The 23,193-nt window shown below is 40.3% G+C and carries 18 protein-coding genes, 3 tRNA genes and 1 pseudogene; 12 read left to right on the forward strand and 10 right to left on the reverse strand.

Features of this window, described 5'->3' with window-relative positions; translation table 11 throughout:
- Positions 1-34: 34 nt before the first annotated feature.
- The 4 genes from AB3G38_RS18995 to AB3G38_RS19010 form a co-directional block, all read right to left on the reverse strand.
- Positions 35-109 (reverse strand) — tRNA-Val (locus tag AB3G38_RS18995).
- A 40-nt stretch (positions 110-149) separates the two neighbouring features.
- Positions 150-227, reverse strand: a tRNA-Val gene (locus AB3G38_RS19000).
- A 104-nt stretch (positions 228-331) separates the two neighbouring features.
- Positions 332-1,057 carry a DNA repair protein RecO gene (gene recO, locus AB3G38_RS19005; RefSeq protein ID WP_367865369.1) on the reverse strand — a complete coding sequence of 242 codons (726 nt, stop codon included), beginning with the start codon at positions 1,055-1,057 and terminating at the stop codon, positions 332-334.
- A 1-nt stretch (position 1,058) separates the two neighbouring features.
- The gene (locus AB3G38_RS19010) at positions 1,059-1,406 is read right to left on the reverse strand and encodes a diacylglycerol kinase family protein (protein WP_367865370.1); all 348 of its coding nucleotides are present in this window, start codon (positions 1,404-1,406) and stop codon (positions 1,059-1,061) included.
- A gap of 190 nt (positions 1,407-1,596) precedes the next feature.
- Between AB3G38_RS19010 and AB3G38_RS19015 the strand changes: the two genes are divergently transcribed.
- The 4 genes and pseudogenes from AB3G38_RS19015 to AB3G38_RS19030 all read left to right on the forward strand — a co-directional run bounded on the left by AB3G38_RS19015 (position 1,597) and on the right by AB3G38_RS19030 (position 6,746).
- Entirely contained in the window at positions 1,597-3,009 is a 1,413-nt protein-coding gene (locus AB3G38_RS19015; protein WP_367865371.1) for a sugar MFS transporter, read from the forward strand.
- Between the two features lie 297 nt (positions 3,010-3,306).
- Positions 3,307-4,556: pseudogene (locus tag AB3G38_RS19020) on the forward strand (alkaline phosphatase).
- 77 nt (positions 4,557-4,633) lie between these two features.
- Entirely contained in the window at positions 4,634-5,581 is a 948-nt protein-coding gene (gene rlmF, locus AB3G38_RS19025) for a 23S rRNA (adenine(1618)-N(6))-methyltransferase RlmF (RefSeq protein ID WP_367865372.1), read from the forward strand.
- 22 nt (positions 5,582-5,603) lie between these two features.
- Positions 5,604-6,746: a putative sensor domain DACNV-containing protein gene (locus tag AB3G38_RS19030; protein WP_367865373.1), complete on the forward strand. Its 1,143-nt coding sequence runs from the start codon at positions 5,604-5,606 to the stop codon at positions 6,744-6,746.
- A 62-nt stretch (positions 6,747-6,808) separates the two neighbouring features.
- Here AB3G38_RS19030 and AB3G38_RS19035 read toward each other — a convergent pair whose 3' ends face one another.
- Positions 6,809-6,967 (reverse strand): hypothetical protein, encoded by a 159-nt coding sequence (locus tag AB3G38_RS19035; protein ID WP_198163553.1) that lies wholly within the window; start codon positions 6,965-6,967, stop codon positions 6,809-6,811.
- A gap of 253 nt (positions 6,968-7,220) precedes the next feature.
- Between AB3G38_RS19035 and AB3G38_RS19040 the strand changes: the two genes are divergently transcribed.
- From AB3G38_RS19040 to AB3G38_RS19055, 4 genes are all read left to right on the forward strand, one after another.
- The gene (locus AB3G38_RS19040; RefSeq protein WP_367865374.1) at positions 7,221-7,556 is read left to right on the forward strand and encodes a hypothetical protein; all 336 of its coding nucleotides are present in this window, start codon (positions 7,221-7,223) and stop codon (positions 7,554-7,556) included.
- Positions 7,557-7,688: 132 nt separating this feature from the next.
- Positions 7,689-8,024, forward strand: coding sequence for a PadR family transcriptional regulator (locus AB3G38_RS19045; RefSeq protein ID WP_367865375.1), 336 nt, complete (start codon positions 7,689-7,691; stop codon positions 8,022-8,024).
- Positions 8,025-8,027: 3 nt separating this feature from the next.
- Positions 8,028-9,617, forward strand: a complete 1,590-nt coding sequence (locus AB3G38_RS19050) for a PspC domain-containing protein (protein ID WP_367865376.1) — start codon at positions 8,028-8,030, stop codon at positions 9,615-9,617.
- A 67-nt stretch (positions 9,618-9,684) separates the two neighbouring features.
- Complete coding sequence (locus tag AB3G38_RS19055) at positions 9,685-10,113, forward strand: CBS domain-containing protein (protein ID WP_367865377.1); 429 nt, start codon at positions 9,685-9,687, stop codon at positions 10,111-10,113.
- 27 nt (positions 10,114-10,140) lie between these two features.
- On the opposite strand, the gene AB3G38_RS19060 is transcribed toward AB3G38_RS19055, so the two are convergent.
- Positions 10,141-12,864 carry a carboxypeptidase regulatory-like domain-containing protein gene (locus AB3G38_RS19060; protein ID WP_367865378.1) on the reverse strand — a complete coding sequence of 908 codons (2,724 nt, stop codon included), beginning with the start codon at positions 12,862-12,864 and terminating at the stop codon, positions 10,141-10,143.
- Between the two features lie 358 nt (positions 12,865-13,222).
- A complete protein-coding gene (locus tag AB3G38_RS19065) occupies positions 13,223-13,855 on the reverse strand; it encodes an NAD(P)H-dependent oxidoreductase (protein WP_367865379.1) in 633 nt (210 codons plus the stop codon).
- 272 nt (positions 13,856-14,127) lie between these two features.
- Between AB3G38_RS19065 and AB3G38_RS19070 the strand changes: the two genes are divergently transcribed.
- The gene (locus tag AB3G38_RS19070; protein WP_367865380.1) at positions 14,128-15,342 is read left to right on the forward strand and encodes an OmpP1/FadL family transporter; all 1,215 of its coding nucleotides are present in this window, start codon (positions 14,128-14,130) and stop codon (positions 15,340-15,342) included.
- 20 nt (positions 15,343-15,362) lie between these two features.
- A complete protein-coding gene (locus AB3G38_RS19075) occupies positions 15,363-16,682 on the forward strand; it encodes an SGNH/GDSL hydrolase family protein (RefSeq protein WP_367865381.1) in 1,320 nt (439 codons plus the stop codon).
- Positions 16,683-17,170: 488 nt separating this feature from the next.
- On the opposite strand, the gene msrA is transcribed toward AB3G38_RS19075, so the two are convergent.
- The gene (gene msrA, locus AB3G38_RS19080) at positions 17,171-17,770 is read right to left on the reverse strand and encodes a peptide-methionine (S)-S-oxide reductase MsrA (RefSeq protein WP_367865382.1); all 600 of its coding nucleotides are present in this window, start codon (positions 17,768-17,770) and stop codon (positions 17,171-17,173) included.
- 336 nt (positions 17,771-18,106) lie between these two features.
- Here msrA and AB3G38_RS19085 point away from each other — a divergent pair, with 336 nt between their 5' ends.
- Positions 18,107-19,069: an isopenicillin N synthase family dioxygenase gene (locus AB3G38_RS19085; protein WP_367865383.1), complete on the forward strand. Its 963-nt coding sequence runs from the start codon at positions 18,107-18,109 to the stop codon at positions 19,067-19,069.
- A 56-nt stretch (positions 19,070-19,125) separates the two neighbouring features.
- On the opposite strand, the gene AB3G38_RS19090 is transcribed toward AB3G38_RS19085, so the two are convergent.
- A tRNA-Thr gene (locus tag AB3G38_RS19090) sits at positions 19,126-19,198 on the reverse strand.
- A gap of 137 nt (positions 19,199-19,335) precedes the next feature.
- On the reverse strand, positions 19,336-21,153 hold the full coding sequence (locus AB3G38_RS19095; protein WP_367865384.1) for a serine hydrolase domain-containing protein: 1,818 nt from the start codon (positions 21,151-21,153) through the stop codon (positions 19,336-19,338).
- Positions 21,154-21,291: 138 nt separating this feature from the next.
- Between AB3G38_RS19095 and mutL the strand changes: the two genes are divergently transcribed.
- A complete protein-coding gene (gene mutL / locus AB3G38_RS19100; RefSeq protein ID WP_367865385.1) occupies positions 21,292-23,193 on the forward strand; it encodes a DNA mismatch repair endonuclease MutL in 1,902 nt (633 codons plus the stop codon).

Raw genomic sequence — 23,193 nt, forward strand, 5'->3', positions numbered from 1 at the left:
AAGCCTCTCAGTATTACTGAAAGGCTTTTTGAAGTGGGAGATACTGGGTTCGAACCAGTGACCCCCTGCTTGTAAGGCAGGTGCTCTGAACCAGCTGAGCTAATCTCCCTTTGGTTCTTGCCATGTAACAGCCTGGCGGGCTTTTTTATTGGTGGGAGATACTGGGTTCGAACCAGTGACCCCCTGCTTGTAAGGCAGGTGCTCTGAACCAGCTGAGCTAATCTCCCCTTGGTTCTTCCCTCGTCGTTTCTGCTATTTGAATAACCTTCTTCGTTGTTGGGAGTGCAAATATACACCTCTAAACTAAAACTCCAAAACTTTTTTAATATTTTTAAGACAAGATCTCTTCCAATACCTGGTGAGATTTTATTTCGCCAAAAGAAGCGGTATGTAAGGTGTAGTATATCAGTATTTTATCAAGAACAAGTCTTCTTGTCGCATTGTCTATTTTTATTTCATTTAATTTTTCAAAAGGAGTCGTGAACAAAGAAATAAATAATTCTGCTGCTGTTTTTTCTATAAAATAGGGATGAACAGGAGGTAAAGACTTGAATTCACCTTCTTGTAAATCGAAATAACTCTGATCACTTTTAGTCTCTGTACTTGGTGCAAAACCTAAAAACCGAGATAACTTCAACAAAAAAGCAAGATGGAAGTTCGCACTCGCCGCATCCGTTTCATCAAACCAGGAAACTGCATTAAAAATGTAATCAAAAATATTTTCATCCGCATGCTGCTGACGTATACTTTTATAAAGCACTTCATTCAGGAACATAACGATGGTGCTTTTGATAATGTCATAAGGAATAGTCCGGAATACAGGAGAAGGTCTGAGTTCAGAAATCCGCTGGATGCTGGAATTTATTTTGTGGTAAACTACCATATCGACCAGATGAAGTGCCTGCAGCATATTCATACGGATCTTCGCCTTTGGCTTCTTGACCCCATTGACCATATAAGACTGAATGCCGAATTTAGCCGTAAATATTTGTACCACTACACTGCTTTCGCTGTATAAAGTTGTTTTTAAAACTATTCCACGGGTTTTGTGGAGCATATCAGATTAATTTTGGGATAAAAATAATAGCTGCAATAATTACAGAAATCAAAGCCGCAACCATGACAGCTCCTGCAGCCACGTCCTTTACTTTTCCAGCCTGAACATTAAAATCCGGCGAAACCAGGTCAACCAATAACTCAATTGCTGTATTTAAAAGTTCGGCAACTAAAACAAGACCAATCGCTAAAACAATCCATAGCCACTCACTGCCAGATAATTGCAAATACCATCCTGCAATTCCAACCACTACCATAGCCAGCAGGTGGATTTGAAAGTTCATTTGCGTTTTTACCGTATAAGCAATCCCGGATAACGCATATCCAAAACTCTTGATTAATCTTCGCATAGCATCAGCTTATCATCAAACTTATAAAGAAAAACTAATATTTGACTTTAATACCCGCTTGCATCGTTATTTTTACCTAATCAACACAATTTCTTATTCCAGAAACAGTTTATTTTCCTTTATTTGCTGATTCGATTTAGGAGCTATTAAACAAGGCCTTTTCGCTTTAACAATTCAGATTTAATCAAACATGGAAACCACTGCCCCCGTTAAAAAAAATAGTTCTATTATCCCGCTTATTACCATGACGCTCCTTTTCTTTATGTGGGGATTTATTACCTGTATGAATGATATTTTAATCCCGCACCTAAAAGTGCAGTTTAACTTAAACTTTCAACAGTCAATGCTGGTACAGTTCGCCTTTTTTGGTGCTTATTTTATCGGCTCATTAATTTACTTCCTGATCTCCTACTTTAACGGAGATCCGGTGAACAAAGTCGGTTATAAAAAAGGAATTATTGCAGGTGTATTGCTTTCCGCTGTCGGCTGCTGCTTATTCTATCCCGCAGCAACCCTGTCTATTTATGGCGTCTTTTTAGCTGCCTTATTTGTACTGGGCCTGGGGTTTACCATCCTGCAGATTACAGCAAATGCCTATGTAACGCTATTAGGGCCGGAAGAAAGTGCTTCCAGCCGTTTAAACCTCACTCAGGCCTTTAACTCGTTCGGAACAACGATTGCCCCAATTCTTGGTGGTCATTTAATATTTACCCTGTTCCTGGAAAAAAATGGTACTGCTTCAGCAGATTCTACCCGTATCCCTTACCTGATTTTTGCAGGAATCCTGGTGGTGCTTGCACTGATCATCAGCCGCGTTAAACTTCCATCTTTCAGTAGTGAAGAATCTTCAGAAAGAGGCTTGGGGGCTTTGAAATTCCCACAACTAAAAATGGGGATTTTCGGGATTTTCTGTTACGTAGGTGCTGAAGTAGGTATCGGAAGTTTACTGATTGCTTTTATGGAGCAACCAGATGTAACTAACCTGACAGAAGTAGTCAGCAAAAATTATCTTGCCCTGTACTGGGGAGGAGCAATGATCGGGAGATTCCTGGGAGCGATTTCTTTAAGTGAATTGCCGCAAACCAAAAAGTTTATTTATATGGTTCTTGCCGCTGCTGCTGTTTATTTATTAGTCTTCAGTATTGTTGACCTGACTTTTGCGCAAACCAGTTTCTTTATCGTCTTTATTGTGTTGAATATCGTGGCTTTTGTTATCGGTAAATCTGCTCCGGCACGTACACTGGTAATTTTTGCAGCGGTAAACATCGCCTTATTGCTTGTTTCTATTTTCAGCAAGGGTAACATGGCTTTATATCCTATTTTAGGAATCGGGTTATTTAACTCTATTATGTTCTCCAATATCTATACTCTGTCGATTTCAGGATTGGGAAAATATGTGAGTCAAGGTTCTTCTTTACTGGTGATGGCGATTTTAGGCGGTGCTTTATTGCCACTGGTCCAAGGTAGCATTGCCGATTCAATGGGCATTCAAACTTCATTCATTCTACCGGCATTATGTTATCTATATATCCTGATTTTTGGATTGTACTGTGCCAGACGTGGTCATGGTGCAGAAGGCGGTGCTGTCCGGACAAATCACTAATCAACCCATTTTAAAATGAAACCGCCTGTTTTTTAAAAGAAACAGGCGGTTTTTGTTTTATTAACAATATGGTAATGTCAGGTTCAAGTTAAGCGCACAGCCGAAAGATATTTTTGGGGCTACTAATTGCACACACACATGAACAGAAGATCACTTTTAAAAGGAGGTTTATTAGCCGGAATAGGCTTACCTTTTTTATCACCAGCAGATTTGCTGGCCCAATCCAAACCATTTGCTAAAAAAGCAAAGAATATTATTATGCTGGTCAGCGATGGAATGAGTATCGGGACTTTAAATATGGCAGATCTTTATGCAAACCGCACCTTTGGTAAAAGTACAAACTGGATACAATTATATAAAGATTCAAAAGTTACCCGTGCCCTGATGGATACTGCCTCAGCAAGTTCACTGGTTACGGATTCTGCGGCTGCGAGCTCTTCGTGGGGCGGGGGGATGCGTGTTAAAAACGGATCATTAAATGTGGGCCCGAAAGGAGAAATGCCACAGCCAATTTTGCAGAAATTTAAACAAAGTGGTAAAAAAGTTGGCTGTGTAACTACAGTACCAATTACGCATGCCACACCAGCAGGATTCTGTGTCAATATAGACAGCCGCGACGGACAGGATGAAATCGCGGAAATGTATCTGAAACTAAAGTTCGATGTCATGCTGGGCGGTGGCGCACAACATTTCGATGCGAAAGAAAAGGTGGAAGTATTATTCCTCAGTTCCAGTCTCAGGGCTTTAAAGTTGCCCAAAACAGAGACGAGATGATGGGCCTTAAAAACTCAGGTCCGGTAATAGGTATTTTTGCACCAGATGGTTTACCTTATGAATTGGACCGGAAAAACTCTCCTGAGCTGATGAAAAGCACACCTTCACTGGCCGAAATGATGAATAAAGCTATTTCAATGATGAAGGATAATCCGAAAGGGTTTGCCTTGCAGGTAGAAGGTGGAAAAGTAGACTGGGCAGCACACGGTAATGATACCGGAGGATTGATTTTTGACCAGCTGGCCTTTGATGAAGCCGTAGGACAGGCTATTGAATTTGCAGAGAAAGACGGTGAAACGCTGGTGATTATTACTACAGATCATGGCAATGCAAATCCAGGTTTATTCTATGGAGACAGCAACAAAGACTTTGACCGGATTCAACATTTCAAACACAGCAACGAATGGATTTTAAACCAGCTGAACAATTCATCAAGTGAAAAAAATGTTGCTGAATTAATTGAAGCCGGAACAGGTATTGGAATTAGTTCTGCCGAAGCGAAACAATTACTGGCGCACTTTTCTGATATCATTCCTGGTGAATTATACAATGCCGCCAACCTGCCATTTAATGAACTGGCAAAGATTCAGGCAAAATATACGCTGGTACAATGGGCAGGAATGAACCATACCGCAGACTATGTAGAACTCACCATGTTCGGCCCTGGTAGTGAATTGTTAAAGCCATTCATTAAAAACTATGAACTGCATAATTTCATGTTAAATGCAGCTGCGCTTTCTTCAGAATTCCTGGCGCCAGTAGTTAAATCTTAGCAGTTATTTAAGGTTTTACGGCAGGAAATCCCCTATGTATATCAATTAACGCTTACCTTTGAGGTAAGCGTTAAATTATGTCCGTTGAAAAACAAGTACTGCATCCCCGAAATCTACACCGTTCAAGGTATGATTTTCCACAATTAATTAACAGTTGTCCGCAACTGGAGCAATTTGTGTTTATTAACCCTTATGGTGATCAATCTGTTGATTTTTCAAATCCTGAGGCGGTAAAAACTTTGAATAGGGCCTTGTTAATCTATTTTTATGGATTAACTGATTGGGATATTCCTGAAAACTATTTATGTCCGCCAATTCCCGGCAGAGCAGATTATATCCATTACCTGGCAGATTTACTGGCCCTGACTAATGGAAATGAAATCCCTGAAGGAAATTCAGTTAAAGTATTGGACATTGGTGTTGGTGCAAACTGTGTTTATCCGATTATCGGCCATCAGGAATACGGCTGGTCATTTGTGGGCTCAGATGTAGACAAGCGCGCGATCAGTTCGGCAGAGAATATTGCTGCAATTAACCCACCGCTGGCTAAGGATTTAACTTTCAGATTGCAGAATTCTGGTTCCAGTATCTTTAAAGGCATAGTCAAACCCGGAGAACTCTTTGACCTGACTTTATGCAATCCGCCTTTTCATGCTTCGGCCGAAGAAGCACAAATGGGCAGTCAGCGTAAAGTGCGTAACCTGGGCAAACAAAAAGGAAAAGAAGTAGTCCTTAATTTTGGTGGCCAAAGCTCTGAATTATGGTGTAAAGGCGGTGAAGTAGAGTTTATCCGCAGGATGATTGAAGAAAGCGCACAAATCGCTCAACAGTGCGCCTGGTTTACTACTTTAGTGTCAAAAAGCGCGCATTTATCGACTGTTTATTATGCACTGGATAAGGTGGATGTTAAAGGTGTCAGAACTGTAGAAATGGCTCAGGGGCAGAAACAAAGTCGTTTTGTGGCCTGGACTTTTTTATCAGCAGAAGAGCAGCTGGAATGGAGTAAAAAGCGATGGAAAAAATAATTTAATATCTTAACTTTAAGCCATGATCTATAAACCCACTTATCAGGCAGCTCAAATTATCGCTCCTAAAGTTGAAGCCATCTTTGCGCAGCATCTTGCTGCGGCGAGGGAAAGTGGAGAGGAAGATCTTGCTCCTTTGCCTTCGGCAGAGATTGTTGAGGCGATTATTGATGCTACCTTTTGGGCCAGTATCCGTAAAGAAGAAGGTCATTCTCCAAAAATATCACTGGCTTTTGTGCCGCCTGCACAAGGAGGCAGCCCATTGCTGTTTAAAAATCGTTTGCCACTTAACCCGACCATCTTAACCAAGATTGCACCAGGTGTGGAACGCGCTGGTATTCATATCGGTGTATGGCAGGAAGATGGAGAACTTTATATCTGGGGGACGACCACCAGTATCCCTAATTTTTGTTTCGTATTAGATGTCTCTGAACCTGCACTGCTGGTGATTAAGCACCGCAGAATCTATGGGTTTGGAAAGTTTACCAATATAGCTGTCCTTAAAGGCGATCAGATTAAGATCGTTGATGTGAACAGCGCAAGGCATCCGGATTGTCCGCCTATGTTATTGTCACTACTGGATCTTACCGCGCCTTCTTATTGGAATGATACGGTGAATGTGCTGATTCAGCTGGCTGTGTCTATGCGGTCTCATCAGCGCGGCGGAACTTTACTGGTTGTGCCCAGCGGAACCAAAAACTGGCTGCAATCGATTATCAAACCAATTCAATATGCGATACAACCTGCATTTTGCGGATTATCTAATTTACTGAAACAGGACCGGAAACAAGCGAGCCAGATTTTTTGGCAAACCGTGTTGAAAAGAGAGGTAGAGCATCTGGCAGGTTTAACCGCTATAGATGGGGCAACGGTGATCAGTGCTGACTATGAACTTTTGGCATTCGGGGCTAAGATTGGCCGCGCAAAAGGTAAAGACCTGATAGAAGAATTATCATTTATAGAACCTATTGCTGGTGGTGGAGCGGTTGTGATGCATCCGGCTAAGGTAGGGGGGACACGTCACCTTTCTGCTGCGCAGTTTATACAGGATCAGAATGATGCAATCGCATTAGTAGCCTCGCAGGACGGACATTTCACGATTTATTCCTGGTCACCGATACAGGAAAGGGTAATGGCACACCGCATTGATACGCTGCTGTTATAAACATAAAAAAAGCGTTCATAGCAATGAACGCTAAAAAATTAATATATTATTTAGATTCTTATTTAAGAGAATATAATTGCTCCGGCAATTACGCCAAGGAACAAAATTAACATCACTATTCTGTCAACTGTAACCCATTGTTGCTGGGTAAGTGCTTTTTCTTGTTTCTCGCGCTCTGACCTGGCAAAGGCATGAGTAATCAGATTTAATTTAATGAGCATAAGCAGAGGTATTTAATGATGCAATGATGTTTAGCTTAAAACAAACCCTGCGCCAAAAAACTGAATTGCATTAAAATGTTGATAATTATTTCTTTCTGTTGACAAGGCATTTTTATTTTGCAGATCATGTATGATTTTGTCGTGTTATAGCACATGCAAAGAGTTGTGTGTGTACTAATTAGCAAACATTCTTTGTCTTGAAATCTTTGTTTTCGATTTAGCCGTATATTTGAAGTACCCAATCTGCTATTTTATGATCTCAATACCGGTTATTATTTTTTTTGTTGTCTTTCTGATTGGCTGTGCTATTGCCTATCCCTATGTGTTTAAAGGAGCCGATCAGCCGGCTATGTCAACTAGGGATGTGCTTAAGCTCAATGCAATTCTTATCGTTGTGGGCATAGCTGCTACGCTATGGTTTAGCAGTGTTGCAGAAACTATCCTGATAGGTCTTTACCTTGTTATTTGCGTGCTGATTGCCATTGCTTCCCGAAGATGGATCTGGCTGGTTGGTGCAGCAATCATCCTGATTCCCTGCATTATTGTCTGGTGGTTTTTTATCAGTAACCTGGCTGGCGGACGCGTTTAATCTTCAAAAAAGATTCTTTCAAAATATTTTATTAAAATTATTCACCTTTAAATCAGGCTGTTATATTTTTTTATGCTTTTTATACAGTACTATGTATTGCATATTACTATATAAAACACATAACTTTGAATTATGATAGCAGAAAATACACAAACGCAAATGCGGAAGGGCATACTGGAATATTGTGTGCTCCTGATTATATCGAGAGGAGAGATTTATGCCTCTGATATCATCGCTGAATTAAAGTCAGCCAAATTACTGGTGGTAGAGGGGACGCTTTACCCTTTATTGACCCGTTTAAAAAATAACGGACTACTCAGTTATAACTGGGTAGAATCGACTTCAGGACCTCCCCGTAAATATTATACGCTTACTCCTTTGGGCACTGCAATGCTGTCCCAACTGGATGTAACCTGGCAAGAGTTATCATTCGCTATTGCAAAATCAAAGAACCAAACTAACCCTTAAACCATGAAGAAGACACTCAACATAAATATTGGCAATTCCATCATTCACATCGAGGAAGATGCCTATGAACTGCTCACTGCTTACCTGATTGAGGTTAAACAGCACTTCGGCAAAAGTGCAGACGATTTTGAAATCGTTTCTGATATTGAGAACCGCATTGCAGAAATGTTCACGGAAATTCTGCATACACAGCAGAAACAAGTTATAGAACTGGAAGATGTACAGGTTGTGATTGGTTTAATGGGGTCTGTTAAAGATTTCGAAGAGCAGTCTGATGAAGAACCAGCAGCAGCTTATAATCATGCTTATTCTTCCACATTTGCAGAGCGGAAAATTTACAGAGACACAGAAGACGCGATGGTGGCAGGTGTGTGTGCTGGATTAAGTCATTACCTGAATATGGATGTTAGTATTATCCGTATTGTAGCCGCTTTATCAGTGATGTTAGGTGGTTCAGGTTTGGTTGCTTACCTGGTTTTATGGATTGCAATCCCTATAGCTTCTACCAGAGCAGAACGTATGGCCATGAAAGGGGAGGCTGCAAACCTTCAGGGATTTAAAAGAAATTTTGAGGAAGAGCTTTCCAGTTTAAAAGATAACCTGAAGCATGCGAATGAGCACCTGCGTCCTTTCGTTAAACATTCCGGAACCTTTATTACAGAGTTCATTACTGTTTTAGGAACATTTTTACAGGGTTCTGGAAAGGTTATTTTTAAGTTCATCGCGATCATCTTAATGCTGATTGGTTCAGTACTTCTATTGAGTGATTTTGTGGCACTGGCTTCCATTCTTGGTGTGTGGTATTCAGGAGCCGTACAAGTATTCCCTTTTAATATTGTGAACGGATCTTACCTGACCATTTTCAGTATAGCTGCTTTCTTTACCATAGCGATCCCTTTATTGGGGGTGATTTTGCTTTCGGTAAGAGTTGCATTTAATAGCCGTCCTGTTCATCAGATGTTATCTTACGGTCTGCTTTTGATCTGGTTATGTGCACTTTCGGTTGGGATTTTCTTTATCGCAAAAACAGGTACAGAATTTAAAGAACAAGCTAATTTTACGCAGACTTTGCCATTAAAAGCTTATCCCGTTTATACACTGGAAGTTGATAAGACAATGTTTTTCAGTAAAGAAGATAGTTTACAATATCGTTTAAATTCAACTGATTTTATTGGGAAAATTATTCAGAAAGACCCTGAAAGATCCTCTGCTTCGCCCAGAAATGTATCGATCAGAATAGAGAAAAGTGAAGGGAGCGTGCCTGTGCTGATCCAGAGTTACAGTTCACAAGGACGGGATTTCGCGATCGCGTTAAACCACGCTAAAAACATCCGTTACGACTTTGCACAGCAGGACTCCTTGTTGAAATTTGGCCCTGAAGTACATCTCAAAAAACATGAATACTGGAGAGATCAGCGTGTTGAACTGCTGATTAAACTTCCGGTAGGCACTAAACTCCGGATCAATAAAAACCTGGATCGTTACCTGAATGGCTATTCACTTTGGGAATGTGATGAGGAAAATTTTGTAGACGATAGGTATGAAGGGGTAATGACTGAAGAAGGATTGCAGTGTCAATCGGAGAAAAAATAGGCAAATAATAAAGAGTTAGCTTCTGGATATTTTTTAGTAAATTTAATTAGCTAACTCTTAATATGTTATGAAAACCGTAAAACAACTACTCAGCACTAAATCAGCACAGATCTTTTCGGTTACGGCAGAAACATCTGTTCTGGATGCCTTAAGTGTAATGATGGATAAAAACATCAGTGCGCTGCTTATTCTGGAAGGCAGTCAGTTATCAGGAATATTTACTGAGCGGGACTACGCAAGGAAAATCGTTCTCCAGGGAAAAACTTCTGCAGATACACCTTTAAGCGCAGTCATGACGAGCAACCCGATTACAGTTTCTCCGAATGACAGTCTGGATAGCTGTATGGAAATTATGACGGACAAACACATCAGACATTTACCTGTCCTGGATGATCATCAGATTATTGGGATGGTTTCAATTGGCGATGTGGTTAAATTCATCATCGAGGATCAAAAGCAGACCATTTCTCAATTAGAAGGTTATATCAACAGCTAGAAATTCCAGCTGCTGATTTAACTTATACTATTTAACCGTATACCGGTATACATAACGGCCAACATTACCATTTGCATCTACGCCCTCAATGACTGCTCTGTAGGTTCCTTTGCCGTCTGCGTTATAAAACTCCAGCACGGTATCACCAGTAGCATTAGTTACGATTTTCGGGTTCCAGTAAATTGTGGTCCTTAAATCGTTTCCTGTATAAGAGCTGGTTTGCGTCACGTATTTAGGGGCATAAAACTCTCTGACTTTCGTATATCCTTTAGGGGTAAACTTAAGCATGTTGCTTTGTGGCATCATTTTCTTTAAGTCAGCAAGGCTCATGTTTGACTTAGGAATCTTTTTCGTGTTCACTACCAATACCCCATTACAGTTGTAATTCTTGAAAACAAGGCCCAGCTGATCCTTTAAGAAAATTTCTATAGACTCTACATCCGCAGGCTGAATACTACCCAGGTTAATCGCATCTACTGCGTTTCCATTAATGAATACTTGTACTGGTGTGCTTTTATTACCCTGCATATAATCACGGGTAACAAAAAATCTGTCCGTATCAAAAGTAAGTCCCATAGCCATAGATTTAAGGCAGGTTAAGAGGTCATTACAGCCACTCAATCTTTCTCCGTCAATCAGGTGGTCTGGCATCATACTTAATCCTGTTAAGGCGGTATGGTCTGCATGACTTGGTTTTTTAACCGTTGCTCCGGTAATTTTCACTTCCTTAAGCGTACGCAGATTACTGTATTGTTTTTTACTGTTATCCAGGTAAGCTGAAAGTGTACTGTCAATATTGATCACTTCAGTAGCCGGGTAAGGATTGCTCGTCACTTCCGGAAATGGAGGGTTATCCAGAACAATCATCATGTTACTTCCTGCTGCATTATATTTTGCGTTGATCAGTAATTCTGCACCATCTTCGAAAACCAGGTTAGGAAAGGCGAAAAGGCCGGAGTTTGTAGTCAGTGTTTCTGAAGAAAGCGTTCTGCCAGGGCTGGTTAAACGCAATGCTCCTTTTCTGACTGGCATTCCTGTTCTGTCTCTCAGGATACCTGTGATACTCATTCCCTGTTCAGGAAGATAAGTATTTGTAGGAAACCTGTTCGCCATGATTTCTTTGTAAGAGAAGCGGCGGTAACCCTGAGTCAGCATTAGAATATCAAGTTCTGCACGTTTTTTCTCATCACTTTTTACGAAGTAATAGTTTGGACGCTCTACGAAACCCTGCAAATCTGAGGTCAGTAATAATGAACTTAATATGGTTGTTTCTGTAGTTTCATCTACCGGAACTTTCTGCTGATCGGTTACACTAAGAGAGAAATTCCCTACTAAGCGCTGTGTCGAATCTTTGGCAGAAACCGTCATTCTTACTTTTTGTCTGACTTTATAAGCAGGAAGATCTGATTTTAAAGTCAGGTTCATGGCATTTTTATGCATTACGAAGGCTAAACGTTCACTGATCGGTTCGCCTGTTGCAGAAAAAAGTGTAAGCTGAACAATTCCCGAAGGAAATTTAGCTGTTGGTATTTTTGCTGCGGTTACCTGTGTTTGTAATTTAGTTTGTGCTGCATAATAAACCTGACCGGCATTTTGTGCAATTAAATAAACACTTTTACCTTGATTTTGCTGGAAATAGGTATCGCTGGCTACGATCTTGAAATTGATCATATCCGGATTCGCTGTATTCGCCTGTACGGAAATTCCGGATTCAACTGGTTTTGGCAGGTCAACTACTTTTTTAGAACCATCGCTGAAAGTAACGGTTGCTTTATAAGTTTTACCCCCTTCTGCATTCAGGTAGAAAGCGCCCATTCCAAGGTGGGTAGAATTAAATGCGGTAATCTGATTCCCATCGCTATCGGCTATAGTTCCTTTGACTTCAATCCCAAGACCGTCTTGTTTAATAGCTTTGAAGGCAACTTGTGTCGGGATACCTTTAACCAGTTCCCCACCTTCAGGAAAAAATTGGATATCTGTGCTGATTGCTTTTGGTTTAAGTACAAAAGAAGAGTTCAGTACTTCCTGGTTGCCCATGTTGAGCTCAGTAGTCAGATCTCCTTTAGTGATGAATTCATTTTTCTTAGGGGTGATACTTATTTTTAAAATACCGTTCTGATCTGTGACTCCTCTGCCTTTACTCACAACCTCATAATTTGACATGACGCTCCAGTTGACTGGTTTATTGGCCAGGATAGCTTTATCGAGATTCTTAAACTGAATCTGAGCATTGATGACCTGGCTTTTATCGGTTTGTACGTTGTTATAGGTCAAATGGGTAATCAATTTCTTGTCTATGGCTTCTCCAATCGTAATAGTTTTAGTGAAGAAATAATCCGGGCTGGAATTGAACATCCATACTGTATAGGCCCTCACATAATAATTGCCTTGTTTAAAATTCACCATGTCAAGTTCCAGACTTCCGTAAGCTACGCTGTTGGTGACTGGTAATTTGAGTGATTTGACCAGTGAATCCTGACTATTGATCACATCTACATAGACCACTTTGCTCAGTGGCGAAGGAATATTCTGTTCAAAAGTGAGATAGGCTTTGAAGAACATGGTATCTGCAACGCTGTAATATGGTTTATCAAAGTGGAGATAGACTTTTTCTACTGGGTGCTGTTCTGCAATGATCTTCGATTTATTAAGAATATTGCTGAGCATAACGGTGTCCTGTTGTGCTGATGCCTGGAATCCTAAAGCAAAGCAAAGTATAAACAATGCAAATGATATTTTAAAGTAGTTCATGAATTGCGGGTGATACAAGATTAATCTTGCTAATATATTGAATTATGCAGGAGCTTCCATCACCTTCGGGAACCTTTAACATATTTTGACATTTAAGGAAGGTCAACAGGAAGGCTATGTAGTGCTCTGGTTAAGTTATGTATGAATCCATATCCGCTCTGTGCTGAGTCCATGGTGAGTCCATGTATTTCCTGGAAAAGGTGGACTCAACGTGGACTCACTGTGGATTCATATAGGGGTTAACTACTGTACTTACTGAAGTCCATATACCGGAAACCCTGGTTTTTTATGCAAAAAAAATGAGCCTGGTTTCCCGGGCTCATTTTCCTTGACTGTTTGAATTTAAACAGGTATTATTTTAGTTATATTCGATAACGAATTCATTTTTTGGTGTACGTACTTTTTTCAAGTTCACTAACCAGTCTTCGCTTTCGTTTCTGTAACCTAATGGCAGCATGGTAACACTACGAAGGCCTTTTTCTCTCAAACCTAACAATTCGTCCAGTTCAGCAGGATTAAATCCTTCCATTGGTGTTGCATCTACTTTTAACAAGGCAGCTTCTGTAAGCGCTACACCAAAACCAATATATGCCTGTCTGGCAGCGTGGTTAAAGTTTACTTCTTCAGGTCTTGTAGTATAGTTTGAACTTAACTGGATTTCATAGTCTGATGGAGTTTCATCAGGAAGACCGCGTTCAGCATTGGTGCGGGCAAAAACGGCTCTGATATTTTGTTCCGTATAGTTATCCCATGCTGCAAAAATAAGCAGGTGTGAAGAATCAACAATTTGAGACTGTCCAAAAGCAATAGTCTGGATTTTTGCTTTTAATTCCTCGTTTGTTACTACAATTACTTTAAATGGCTGAAGGCCAGATGAAGTTGGTGCAAGACGGGCAGCTTCAACAATCTGGTCAACCTTAGCTTGAGGGACCTTTTCTCCATTCATTTTTTTTGTTGCATACCGCCATTTAAGCGCATCTATTAAGCTCATAATTTTTTATTTTAAAGTATATATATCTGTTGTGACATCTAATTAATAACAGTGTTAACAAATGTAAGTATGTTATTTAGGTTTGATGAAAATCAAGATTGATTTTACTTTTGGATGATATTGAATTAAATGAATGAAAAGAAATCTCCCTTAAGATTTGGATAAGTTTTGTTTTTTTAGTAAAATCGTTAATTGTTATGCTTGCATAAAATAAATGAGCAATTCTGATGATTACAGCAACAAGCAAAACGTCAATTTAATACCAACCAAATATGAAAAAGATTTTACTAAGTTTTTTACTCGCGGTGCCTATTCTGGGCTACTCGCAATCTTACCAGGTTAACCTTCAGGGGCAAAAGCAGACCGCAATGGGCGGTGCAGGTACAGGAGTTGCTTTAGATGAAGCAGCTGTATTTTTTAACCCTGGCGCGGTATCCTTTCTTAAAAAGAATGGGGTACAGGCAGGTGGAAGTGCAATTTTTTTGAAAGCAGCTTTCAGAGAAAATGGTTCAAACATTAAGGAATATACTAAAGATAAATTAACAGTACCACCAGCTGCTTATGCTGTATTTGGTAATCCGAATAACAGACTTCGTTTCGGACTGGGTGTTTATGTACCATTTGGTGGTGCTGTACACTGGGATCCAAACTGGACTGGTAAATATACCGTGACTTCACTGGATCTGCAGGCTATTTTTGTTCAGCCTACTTTGAGTTATAAAATTACTGATCATATTGGTATCGGTGCCGGTTTTGTTTATTCCAATGGAAAAGTTGATTTAAAAAGAGGAATACCACTTACTTTAAATGATGGCACATCAGCCACTGCGCAGCTTAAAGGTCATACACATGATTTTGGCTGGAATGCAGGTATCTATGTAGAAACTGTATCTGGCGTAACGATCGGTGTAACGCACCGTTCACAGGTAACTGCGCAAGTAAAAGACGGAGATGCTATATTCAAGGTTCCAGAAGCATTACAAAGCGGTTTCCCTACAAAATTTAATGCCAATCTGCCTTTACCAGCAACATCTTCTATTGGTTTAGGGTTTTATCCATCTTCGAAAACAATTATTGCTGTGGATGCAAACTGGGTTCACTGGAGCAAATATAAAGTACTGGCCTTTGACTATAATAACAATTCAAGAATTCCAAACACGAGTTCTCCAAGAAATTACCATGATGGAGGTGCCTTACGTGTAGGTATTCAAAATATGGCCACCGAGCGTTTAGCTTTAAGATTAGGTGCTGCATATGCGTTTACACCTGTTGGAAAAGGGTATGTAACACCAGAGGTTCCGGATGCTAACCGTATTCTGCTAAGTGCAGGTTTAGGTTACAAGGCATCTGAACGTTTCAGTATTGATTTATCTTTCTTGTATGAAAATATTAAATCAAGAAATGAAACAAATATAGAAACCAATTTAAGCGGGGATTTCAAAACCGTTGCTTATATCCCTGGCATTGCTTTATCTTATAAATGGTAATCACCTTTCAGCAAAACATTATGAACTCGAAATTTATATTCAGAAGTATGCTTGCAGTAGCTGTTGTTACAGCTGCATCCTGCAAGCCAGAACTAAAAACAGTAGCGCCCAGTAAAGGGAGTGCAGATTTTACAAGATATATTGCAGTCGGAAACTCTTTAACTTCAGGATTCGCAGATGGCGGATTATATCTGGAAGGTCAGCAGAATGCATTTCCATTGATGATTGGTACGCAAATGCAAACTGTTGGTGGTGGTACTTTCAGTATGCCTTTTTTCAATGCAAACCAGGCAAACGGATCAGGTTATAAAAAATTATCAAGCTTTACGGCTGCCGGAGATCCGGTGATTACGGATGTACCTGCGCAGGCAGCGATCGGCACGGCAACTGTTCCGGGTTTTGGAACGGTTCCTCTTTTTACAAAATATGCGGGTGATCTGAACAATTACGGTGTACCGGGTATCAGGTTAAACAACATTACGCTAACTTATTACGGGAATTTAAATCCTTATTTTGAACGTTTGTTGCCAAATACTTCACCAGCTAATACAACTTCATATCTTAGTTTTGTGAATGCTAAGCCTTTTACTTTCTTTAGTATGTGGTTAGGTAATAATGATGTGTTAGGTTATGCTACCGGCGGAGCTGCTGTTGCATCAGATTTTCCTACTGATAAAGCGTTATTTACGCAGTTGTATAATCTTGCTGCAAGCACAATGATCAAGGGTGGAGCTGGCGGTACTGGTGCTAAAGGTGTAGTCGCTACTATACCTGATGTTTTAAGCACGCCTTATTTCACAACAGTTACTTTAAAAGCATTGTTAACAGCGGTTCAGGCTTCTGCGCCAACTGTTCAGGCTATCTTTATTCAGCCTGGTACAGGAGCTCCGAGACCTGCTACAGCAGAAGATTACTTTTTGCTTCCTTTAAGGGCTGCAAACGTAATTGGAAAGCCTAACGCAGCGGGCTTGCCTTATGGTTTACATCCTGGAAATCCGGTGGAAAGTAAGTATGTGTTAGATAAAGCGGAAGCTGCTGTTATTGTTGATTATACAAATTCTTATAATGCAACGATTAAAAGTGTGGCGGCTTCAAAGGGTCTTGCTTTAGTAGATGCAAATGCTTTGCTTAAAGTTTATGGAGCGGGTAAGGTAGTGAACGGTGCAGCAGTTAGTGCAGCCTATATTACTGGAAATCTTTTCTCTTTAGATGGGATTCACCTTACTCCGTTTGGTTATGCGATCATAGCGAATGAGTTTATTAAATCTATCAATTCACAGTATGGTTCTAGTATTCCAACTGTAGATGTGACTAAATACAGAGGGGTTAAGTTTCCTTAATTCCTTGATTCTTTGATGAACATCGATAAAAAAACGGCAACCTCCAGATTGGGGTTGCCGTTTTTTGTTAATTATAAATCTCCTGTTTTCTTGTTGTTTCACTGGCTGCACAGCCGTTTGTTCCGAAGGTGTCTTGTCAATACGAGCATTGTAGTTCCAGTAGTTACGGTCTCTGTAAAGCGGGCTGGGGCTAAGTACTCCAATCTCTATGGAAGCTGAATTCGTCTTTGTCACAGTCCATTCTCACAAGGTTAGCGAAATGAGATAATTTTTTTTATGGTTTTTCTTTAAGAAATAAGATGGCTATAGTTAAGTTGTACTGCAAGGGACAGTAAAAAACAGAGCGCCTGTTTTCGTACTGGAATTCATGAAGAATGAATCATGTACTGAAAACAGGCGCTCTGTTTTTTTACTGTTTCAACTCGTGGTGGAGCTTTGTTCTGAAGCTTTTTCCACCAACGTTATGGTTAACCTAAGAATTGGTTGGACTAGTGTTTAAGCTTCGCTTTAAAGACTTTTTCCAATTTCTCCAGTTTTGGCAGGATGACAAGCCTGCAGTAGGGCTGGTCTGCATTTTTATTGAAGTAATTCTGGTGATATCCTTCTGCTTTGTAAAAGGGTTCTGCTTTTGTAATTTCAGTGACTACTGGTTTTCCGTAAGCATTTGTTTTATTGAGTTGTGCTTTGTAGTGTTCTGCTGCTGTTTTTTGTTCGGGCGTGTTATAGAAAACTACTGAACGGTATTGTGTGCCAACATCCGCTCCCTGACGATTTAAGGTTGTTGGGTCATGGCTTTTCCAGAATACTTCCAGCAATTCATCATAAGAGATTTTTGCAGGATCATAGTTGAATTCAATAACTTCTGCGTGTCCGGTTGTACCGGAGCAAACTTCTTCATAGGTTGGGTTGGGATAGGAGCCTCCTTCAAAGCCGGATCTGACTGCGGTTACTCCATCGAGTTTTTGGAAAAGGGCTTCTGAGCACCAGAAGCAGCCCATGCCGAAAGCGGCTTTTTGTAGTTTTTTCTGTTGTGCGTCTGCGCCGTTTATAGAGAAAAACAGGAGCGCTATGATTGCCAGATATTTCATTTTGTGTGTGTTTAGAATATAAATTTAATGGATTTATGATTAGAAATACGGGAGTGAAGGGGTTCTGGTTTTGTAGCTATCCTAAATTGACAGTTTACTGATAAAATTTGGTTTATATTCATGCTGATTTGATAGTTAAGGTTAAAAAATATGAGTTGATAACTATATGTTAATAAGTATGTGGCTAACTGATATTCTTGATTAAAAAAGGAAGGTATTGGTGAATGTTAATAACTTAAATTGTTGTAAATTAGTATGATGCTCTGGTGTAATTTGCATTAGGCGAGTTTATTAACAATTGTTTTATAGTTTTGAATCAAACATTAAAGAAATATTATGTCTACACCTTATATTCCAACCTTAGATCTTGGTTCTTATATTGACGGAACAGAACACGATCGTAAAAAATTTTCTGACGAACTTGGCAGAGCCTTCAACGATTCAGGCTTTGTAACGATTACCAACCATGGCTTAAGTCAGGAACTGATTGATAAATTATATCAGAATATTCAAGGGGTTTTTCGTTTGCCGGCTGATCAGAAAGCGAAATACGAAAAGCCGGAGCTTGCTGGACAACGTGGGTATACAAGCCCGGGTAAAGAAACGGCTAAGGGTGCTAAAACAGCAGATCTTAAAGAATTCTGGCAGATTGGTCAAACTGTAGTTGATGGTGACCCGATTAAATATGAGTATCCTGATAATGAGTATCTGGAAGAGATTCCGGGATTTAATGAAGTAACAAATGAGGTTTATCAAAAGCTGGAAAGTAATGGGAAACATCTGTTAAGAGCAATCGCTACTTATTTAAGCTTACCAATTGATTACTTTGATAAACATGTACATAACGGAAATTCTATTCTGAGAGGTATTCATTACTTCCCGATCGAAAATCCTGATGCATTACCTGATGATGCTGTCCGCGCAGGCGCACATGAGGATATTAACCTGATTACTTTACTGATCGGCGCAAGTGCTGATGGGCTGGAGGTGTTAACACGCAGTAATGAGTGGTTGCCAATCAGAGCGCACCATTCAGATATCGTTGTGAATGTTGGTGATATGTTGCAGCGTTTAACGAATAATAAACTTCGTTCTACTACCCACAGAGTGGTTAATCCACCAAGAGAATTGATGAAGACTTCGCGTTTTTCAGTACCTTTCTTCTTACATCCGCGTTCTGATATGGACTTAACGAGTCTTGATTCTTGTGTAGATGAGGAACATCCAAAACAATATGCTGATATGACAGCGGGAGAGTATCTGGACGAACGTCTGAGAGAAATAGGCTTGAAGAAATAAGAAATTTTAAGCATAAAAAAAGGGTTCATGAAAATGAACCCTTTTTTGTTATTCCGAGCCTTCTATCGGGATCGAACCAATGACCTACTGATTACAAGTCAGTTGCTCTACCAGCTGAGCTAAGAAGGCTTCTGGTACCGGTTATTCGCTAACCGGGTGCAATTATAGAAAAATTGATCCTGAATACAAAATCTATGCGCTAAAAAAAGCGGTTTATTTTTATATCTCCCTGTTTTATAGGGATTTTATTTTTGCAGATTTTTGGTTTATTTGTCCATTCCTTTATCGATTGCCTGGTTTATGACATCCTGAATGCGGGAGCGGATGCCCATGCTGACTAGTTTATTGGTGACTGAAGGATTAACGCGGTTGGATAGGAAGATGTAAACCAAACCTCTTGCCGGATCTACCCAGACCGCTGTACCAGTGTAACCGGTGTGGCCGTAGGTTTGTGAAGAGGCTGTTGATGAAGGATATTTCTTAGCCGGATTCGGGTCCCACCGGTCAAATCCCAGCCCTCTGCGGCTCACGTTTGATTGCTGTGCAGTGAAATTTTCTACGGTTCCGGGTTTAAAGTAAGTCTGACCGCCGTAGGTACCTTTGTTGAGCAGCATCTGGTACATGATCGCCATGTCATTGGTGCTGGCAAATAATCCGGCATGTCCTGAAACGCCACCTACCAATGCTGCTCCCTGGTCATGGACATAACCTACCAGCAGGGTTTTCCTGAAATAAGTGTCGTCTTCTGTCGGGATAATCTGATCTCTGCTAAACCTGTTTCTTGGCAGGAAACCGGCAGTTTGCATACCTAAGGGGGCATAAAAGTTTTCTGCGGTGTAAACATTTAAGGGCTCTCCGCTAATGTGCTCTACAATATCTTTCATCACATACATACTAATATCGCTGTATACGTATTTGCCTCTTGTTCTGATCGGGGCATTCAGCATTTGTGGCCACATTACGTCTTTGAAGTAGTCTTTCCTGATGAAATATCCATCGGCTACTTTGGTCGGGTAAGCTTCCGAAGAATCCGGACTGTGATCGGTTGCTTTAACTCCGTCATGGAAGGCGATGTAAGGGATGAAGCCTGCCTGGTGCAGCATTACATCACGCACCGGAATTTCATTCATTGCAGTTGGTCTTGCCAGGGCAATATAAGCGCCTATATTGGTGTCTAGTTTAAGTTTATTCTGTTCTACCAAACGCATAACCATAGGTGTGGTCGCGGTTATTTTAGTAATGGAAGCGAGGTCAAATATATCGGTAACTTTGTCGGGTGCCCCCCCATAAGTATGGGTTCCGTAAGCCTTATTAAAGATGACTTTACCATCTTTCGCAACTAATACGACCATGCCCGGTGCGGCTCTTGCAGCAATGGCTTCGGCAGTAATATGATCAATTTCACGCAGGTTGTCACTATTGACACCGGCATCTTCAGGAACAGTATATTTTAAGCGGGTAACGACTGTGGTGTAACCTGATCCGGCAAGATGTTTTCCTGAGATGTTACGGGTTAGTTTATTGCTGACTGCTATTCCTCCGAAAATTATTTGCGGGATTAGTGTGGCCGATTGTATGCTTTTGTCCTGAGTCCAGATGATCGGGGCGCTCAGGGAGTCAAAGGGAACGAGGTTGGTTTGCTGACCGTACAGGGCTATAATAACAGATTTTGTTTTGGCCAGCGAGTTGATGAAATTGATATATTTCGGTTGGGTCGTTTCCAGATCCTGAATGGAAATGATAATGGTATTGAAGAATTTAAGGTCGTCTTCCAGCTTTAAGAGCTCAGGCGCATTTCCATATTTTGCAGCGCTGAAAGAAGTGACTTTGGCATATTTATTCAGCAGGCTGTCTGATATATTCTGAAAACTGAAACCCAGACTTACTGAAGCAATATTCTTCTTTTCTAAGGATGTCAGCGGAATCATGTTCTGCTGATTGTTAAGCAAAACGGTATGCTGAAGGATGTTAGTGTTGACTTTTAACAGGTCCTCATTTTTTTGGTGATCTTGTGCACAGGCACTAAAGGTGGATATCGCAAGAAGACAAACAGTAATAGTTTGAACAAGATTGTTTTTGTACATAAAAAGCTTATAGTTCATTCAGAACGCTAAAGATATAAAAAGCTTGTACCGGGTTCGTCATTAAATGGTATTTATAATCAAAAGATTTATGTATAAGGCTTATTTTCGTTAAATTAGCGACCTTTACCAAGGAACTAAATGTCAGATATAATACAACTTTTACCCGAGAGTGTTGCGAATCAAATTGCTGCCGGAGAGGTAGTTCAGCGACCTGCATCGGCTGTGAAAGAGTTGATGGAAAATGCCATTGATGCGGGGGCGAATAAAATACAATTGATCTTGAAAGATGCCGGAAAGGTACTTATTCAGGTGATCGATAACGGATGTGGAATGAGCGTTTCTGATGCACGTATGTGTTTTGAGCGTCATGCAACTTCAAAAGTGCGCAAAGCAGAAGATTTGTTTGCTATTCGTACCATGGGTTTCCGTGGGGAAGCAATGGCATCTATTGCAGCGATTGCGCAGGTTGAAATGAGAACCCGCCGTTATGAAGATGAACTGGGTACGCTGATCGAGATTGAGGGCGCAACGATCACTAAACAGGAACCTGTAGCTACGCCGCAGGGAACCAGTATATGTATTAAGAACTTATTCTTTAATACTCCGGCAAGACGCAATTTTCTAAAGAGCAATCCTGCTGAAATGAGGCATATTATCGATGAATTCCAAAGGGTTTCATTGGCTAATCCAGCCATTTCTTTCAGTTTGCATCATGATGGGATGGAGATTTTCAGATTGCCTTCATCTGCTTTAAAACAACGGATAGTCCATTTATTTGGAAATAATTATAACGAAAGGTTAATTCCTGTAGAGGAGGATACAACCATTATTAACCTGAAAGGGTTTATTGGCAAGCCTCAGTTTGCAAAGAAAACAAGGGGGGAACAGTTCTTTTTTGTAAATAACCGTTTCATCAGGGATAACTATCTGAACCACGCGATTAATAAAGCTTATGAAGATTTGTTATCAGATGATAACTTCCCTTTTTATGTGCTTTTTATAGATATTGACCCGGCGAAGATTGATGTGAATGTACATCCTACCAAAACGGAGATCAAATACCTGGATGAGAAATCTATTTATGCGATTATACACTCTGCGGTTAAACGTTCTTTAGGAAGGTTTAATATTAGTCCGACGATTGATTTTGATCAGGAAACAGCTTTTAGCGGAATGATCAGCCCTAAGAATCTGGATGAAATTATTCCGCCAAGTATTAGTTTTAATCCTGATTTTAATCCTTTTGCTGATGATAAGAGTACGGATAAGGGATCTGGTTCTTCTGGTTTCAGGGGCACGGAAACTGGTTTTAAAGGTACAGAGACAGGATTCAGGAATTCGGGTAGCAGAGATCATCAGCCTGTAGCTAAGAATTGGGGTTCATTATATGAAATTTCCAGGGATAAGCCCACCGAGCAGGTTAAAATGGAATTACCGGGAAATGGGCCTGACGATAAATACGCACCGATACAGAAACAGCTGATGCAGCTGCATAATAAATATATTATTTCGCAGATTAAGTCGGGTTTAATGCTGATTGATCAGCAGGCCGCACACGAAAGGATATTGTACGAACGTTTCAGCATCAATCTGGAAGATCGTAAAGGTGCTTCACAGCAAAGTTTATTTCCGCAGACGGTTACCTTAAGTCCGAATGATTATGAATTAGCGAAGAGTTTGCTGGATGATATCAAGAGCCTGGGCTTTGAGGTCAGAGAATTTGGAAAGAATACTTTGGTCATTGAAGGGATTCCTGTTGATCTGGGAAGCAACCAGATTAATGAAACTCAGCTTTTTGAACATCTGATAGAAGGGTTTAAGAATTCTCAGCAAGAATTAAAGCTGGATAAGAGAGACGCGCTTGCAAGAAGTATGGCCAAAAACAGTGCGATTAAAAGTGGCGTTGTTTTAGGTCAGCAGGAGATGAATATGCTGATTGAACAGTTGTTTGCGTGTAAAGCGCCAAACTTTAGTATTAGTGGCAGACCTGTAATCCAGACCATGTCACTGACAGAAATTGATAGAAAATTTGATAAGTAA

The sequence above is a fragment of the Pedobacter sp. WC2423 genome (genome assembly GCF_040822065.1).
In the GTDB taxonomy this organism is placed as follows: Bacteria; Bacteroidota; Bacteroidia; order Sphingobacteriales; family Sphingobacteriaceae; genus Pedobacter.

Bases quoted from the DNA above. Each gene is read 5' to 3' on its own strand.
- AB3G38_RS19075 (WP_367865381.1), top strand. From the start codon at position 15,363: ATGAACTCGAAATTTATATTCAGAAGTATGCTTGCAGTAGCTGTTGTT.
- AB3G38_RS19065 (WP_367865379.1), bottom strand. From the start codon at position 13,855: ATGAGCTTAATAGATGCGCTTAAATGGCGGTATGCAACAAAAAAAATG.
- msrA (WP_367865382.1), bottom strand. From the start codon at position 17,770: ATGAAATATCTGGCAATCATAGCGCTCCTGTTTTTCTCTATAAACGGC.
- recO (WP_367865369.1), bottom strand. From the start codon at position 1,057: ATGCTCCACAAAACCCGTGGAATAGTTTTAAAAACAACTTTATACAGC.
- mutL (WP_367865385.1), top strand. From the start codon at position 21,292: ATGTCAGATATAATACAACTTTTACCCGAGAGTGTTGCGAATCAAATT.
- AB3G38_RS19085 (WP_367865383.1), top strand. From the start codon at position 18,107: ATGTCTACACCTTATATTCCAACCTTAGATCTTGGTTCTTATATTGAC.
- AB3G38_RS19055 (WP_367865377.1), top strand. From the start codon at position 9,685: ATGAAAACCGTAAAACAACTACTCAGCACTAAATCAGCACAGATCTTT.
- rlmF (WP_367865372.1), top strand. From the start codon at position 4,634: ATGTCCGTTGAAAAACAAGTACTGCATCCCCGAAATCTACACCGTTCA.
- AB3G38_RS19070 (WP_367865380.1), top strand. From the start codon at position 14,128: ATGAAAAAGATTTTACTAAGTTTTTTACTCGCGGTGCCTATTCTGGGC.
- AB3G38_RS19010 (WP_367865370.1), bottom strand. From the start codon at position 1,406: ATGCGAAGATTAATCAAGAGTTTTGGATATGCGTTATCCGGGATTGCT.
- AB3G38_RS19035 (WP_198163553.1), bottom strand. From the start codon at position 6,967: ATGCTCATTAAATTAAATCTGATTACTCATGCCTTTGCCAGGTCAGAG.
- AB3G38_RS19060 (WP_367865378.1), bottom strand. From the start codon at position 12,864: ATGAACTACTTTAAAATATCATTTGCATTGTTTATACTTTGCTTTGCT.
- AB3G38_RS19030 (WP_367865373.1), top strand. From the start codon at position 5,604: ATGATCTATAAACCCACTTATCAGGCAGCTCAAATTATCGCTCCTAAA.
- AB3G38_RS19045 (WP_367865375.1), top strand. From the start codon at position 7,689: ATGATAGCAGAAAATACACAAACGCAAATGCGGAAGGGCATACTGGAA.
- AB3G38_RS19040 (WP_367865374.1), top strand. From the start codon at position 7,221: ATGATCTCAATACCGGTTATTATTTTTTTTGTTGTCTTTCTGATTGGC.
- AB3G38_RS19050 (WP_367865376.1), top strand. From the start codon at position 8,028: ATGAAGAAGACACTCAACATAAATATTGGCAATTCCATCATTCACATC.
- AB3G38_RS19015 (WP_367865371.1), top strand. From the start codon at position 1,597: ATGGAAACCACTGCCCCCGTTAAAAAAAATAGTTCTATTATCCCGCTT.
- AB3G38_RS19095 (WP_367865384.1), bottom strand. From the start codon at position 21,153: ATGTACAAAAACAATCTTGTTCAAACTATTACTGTTTGTCTTCTTGCG.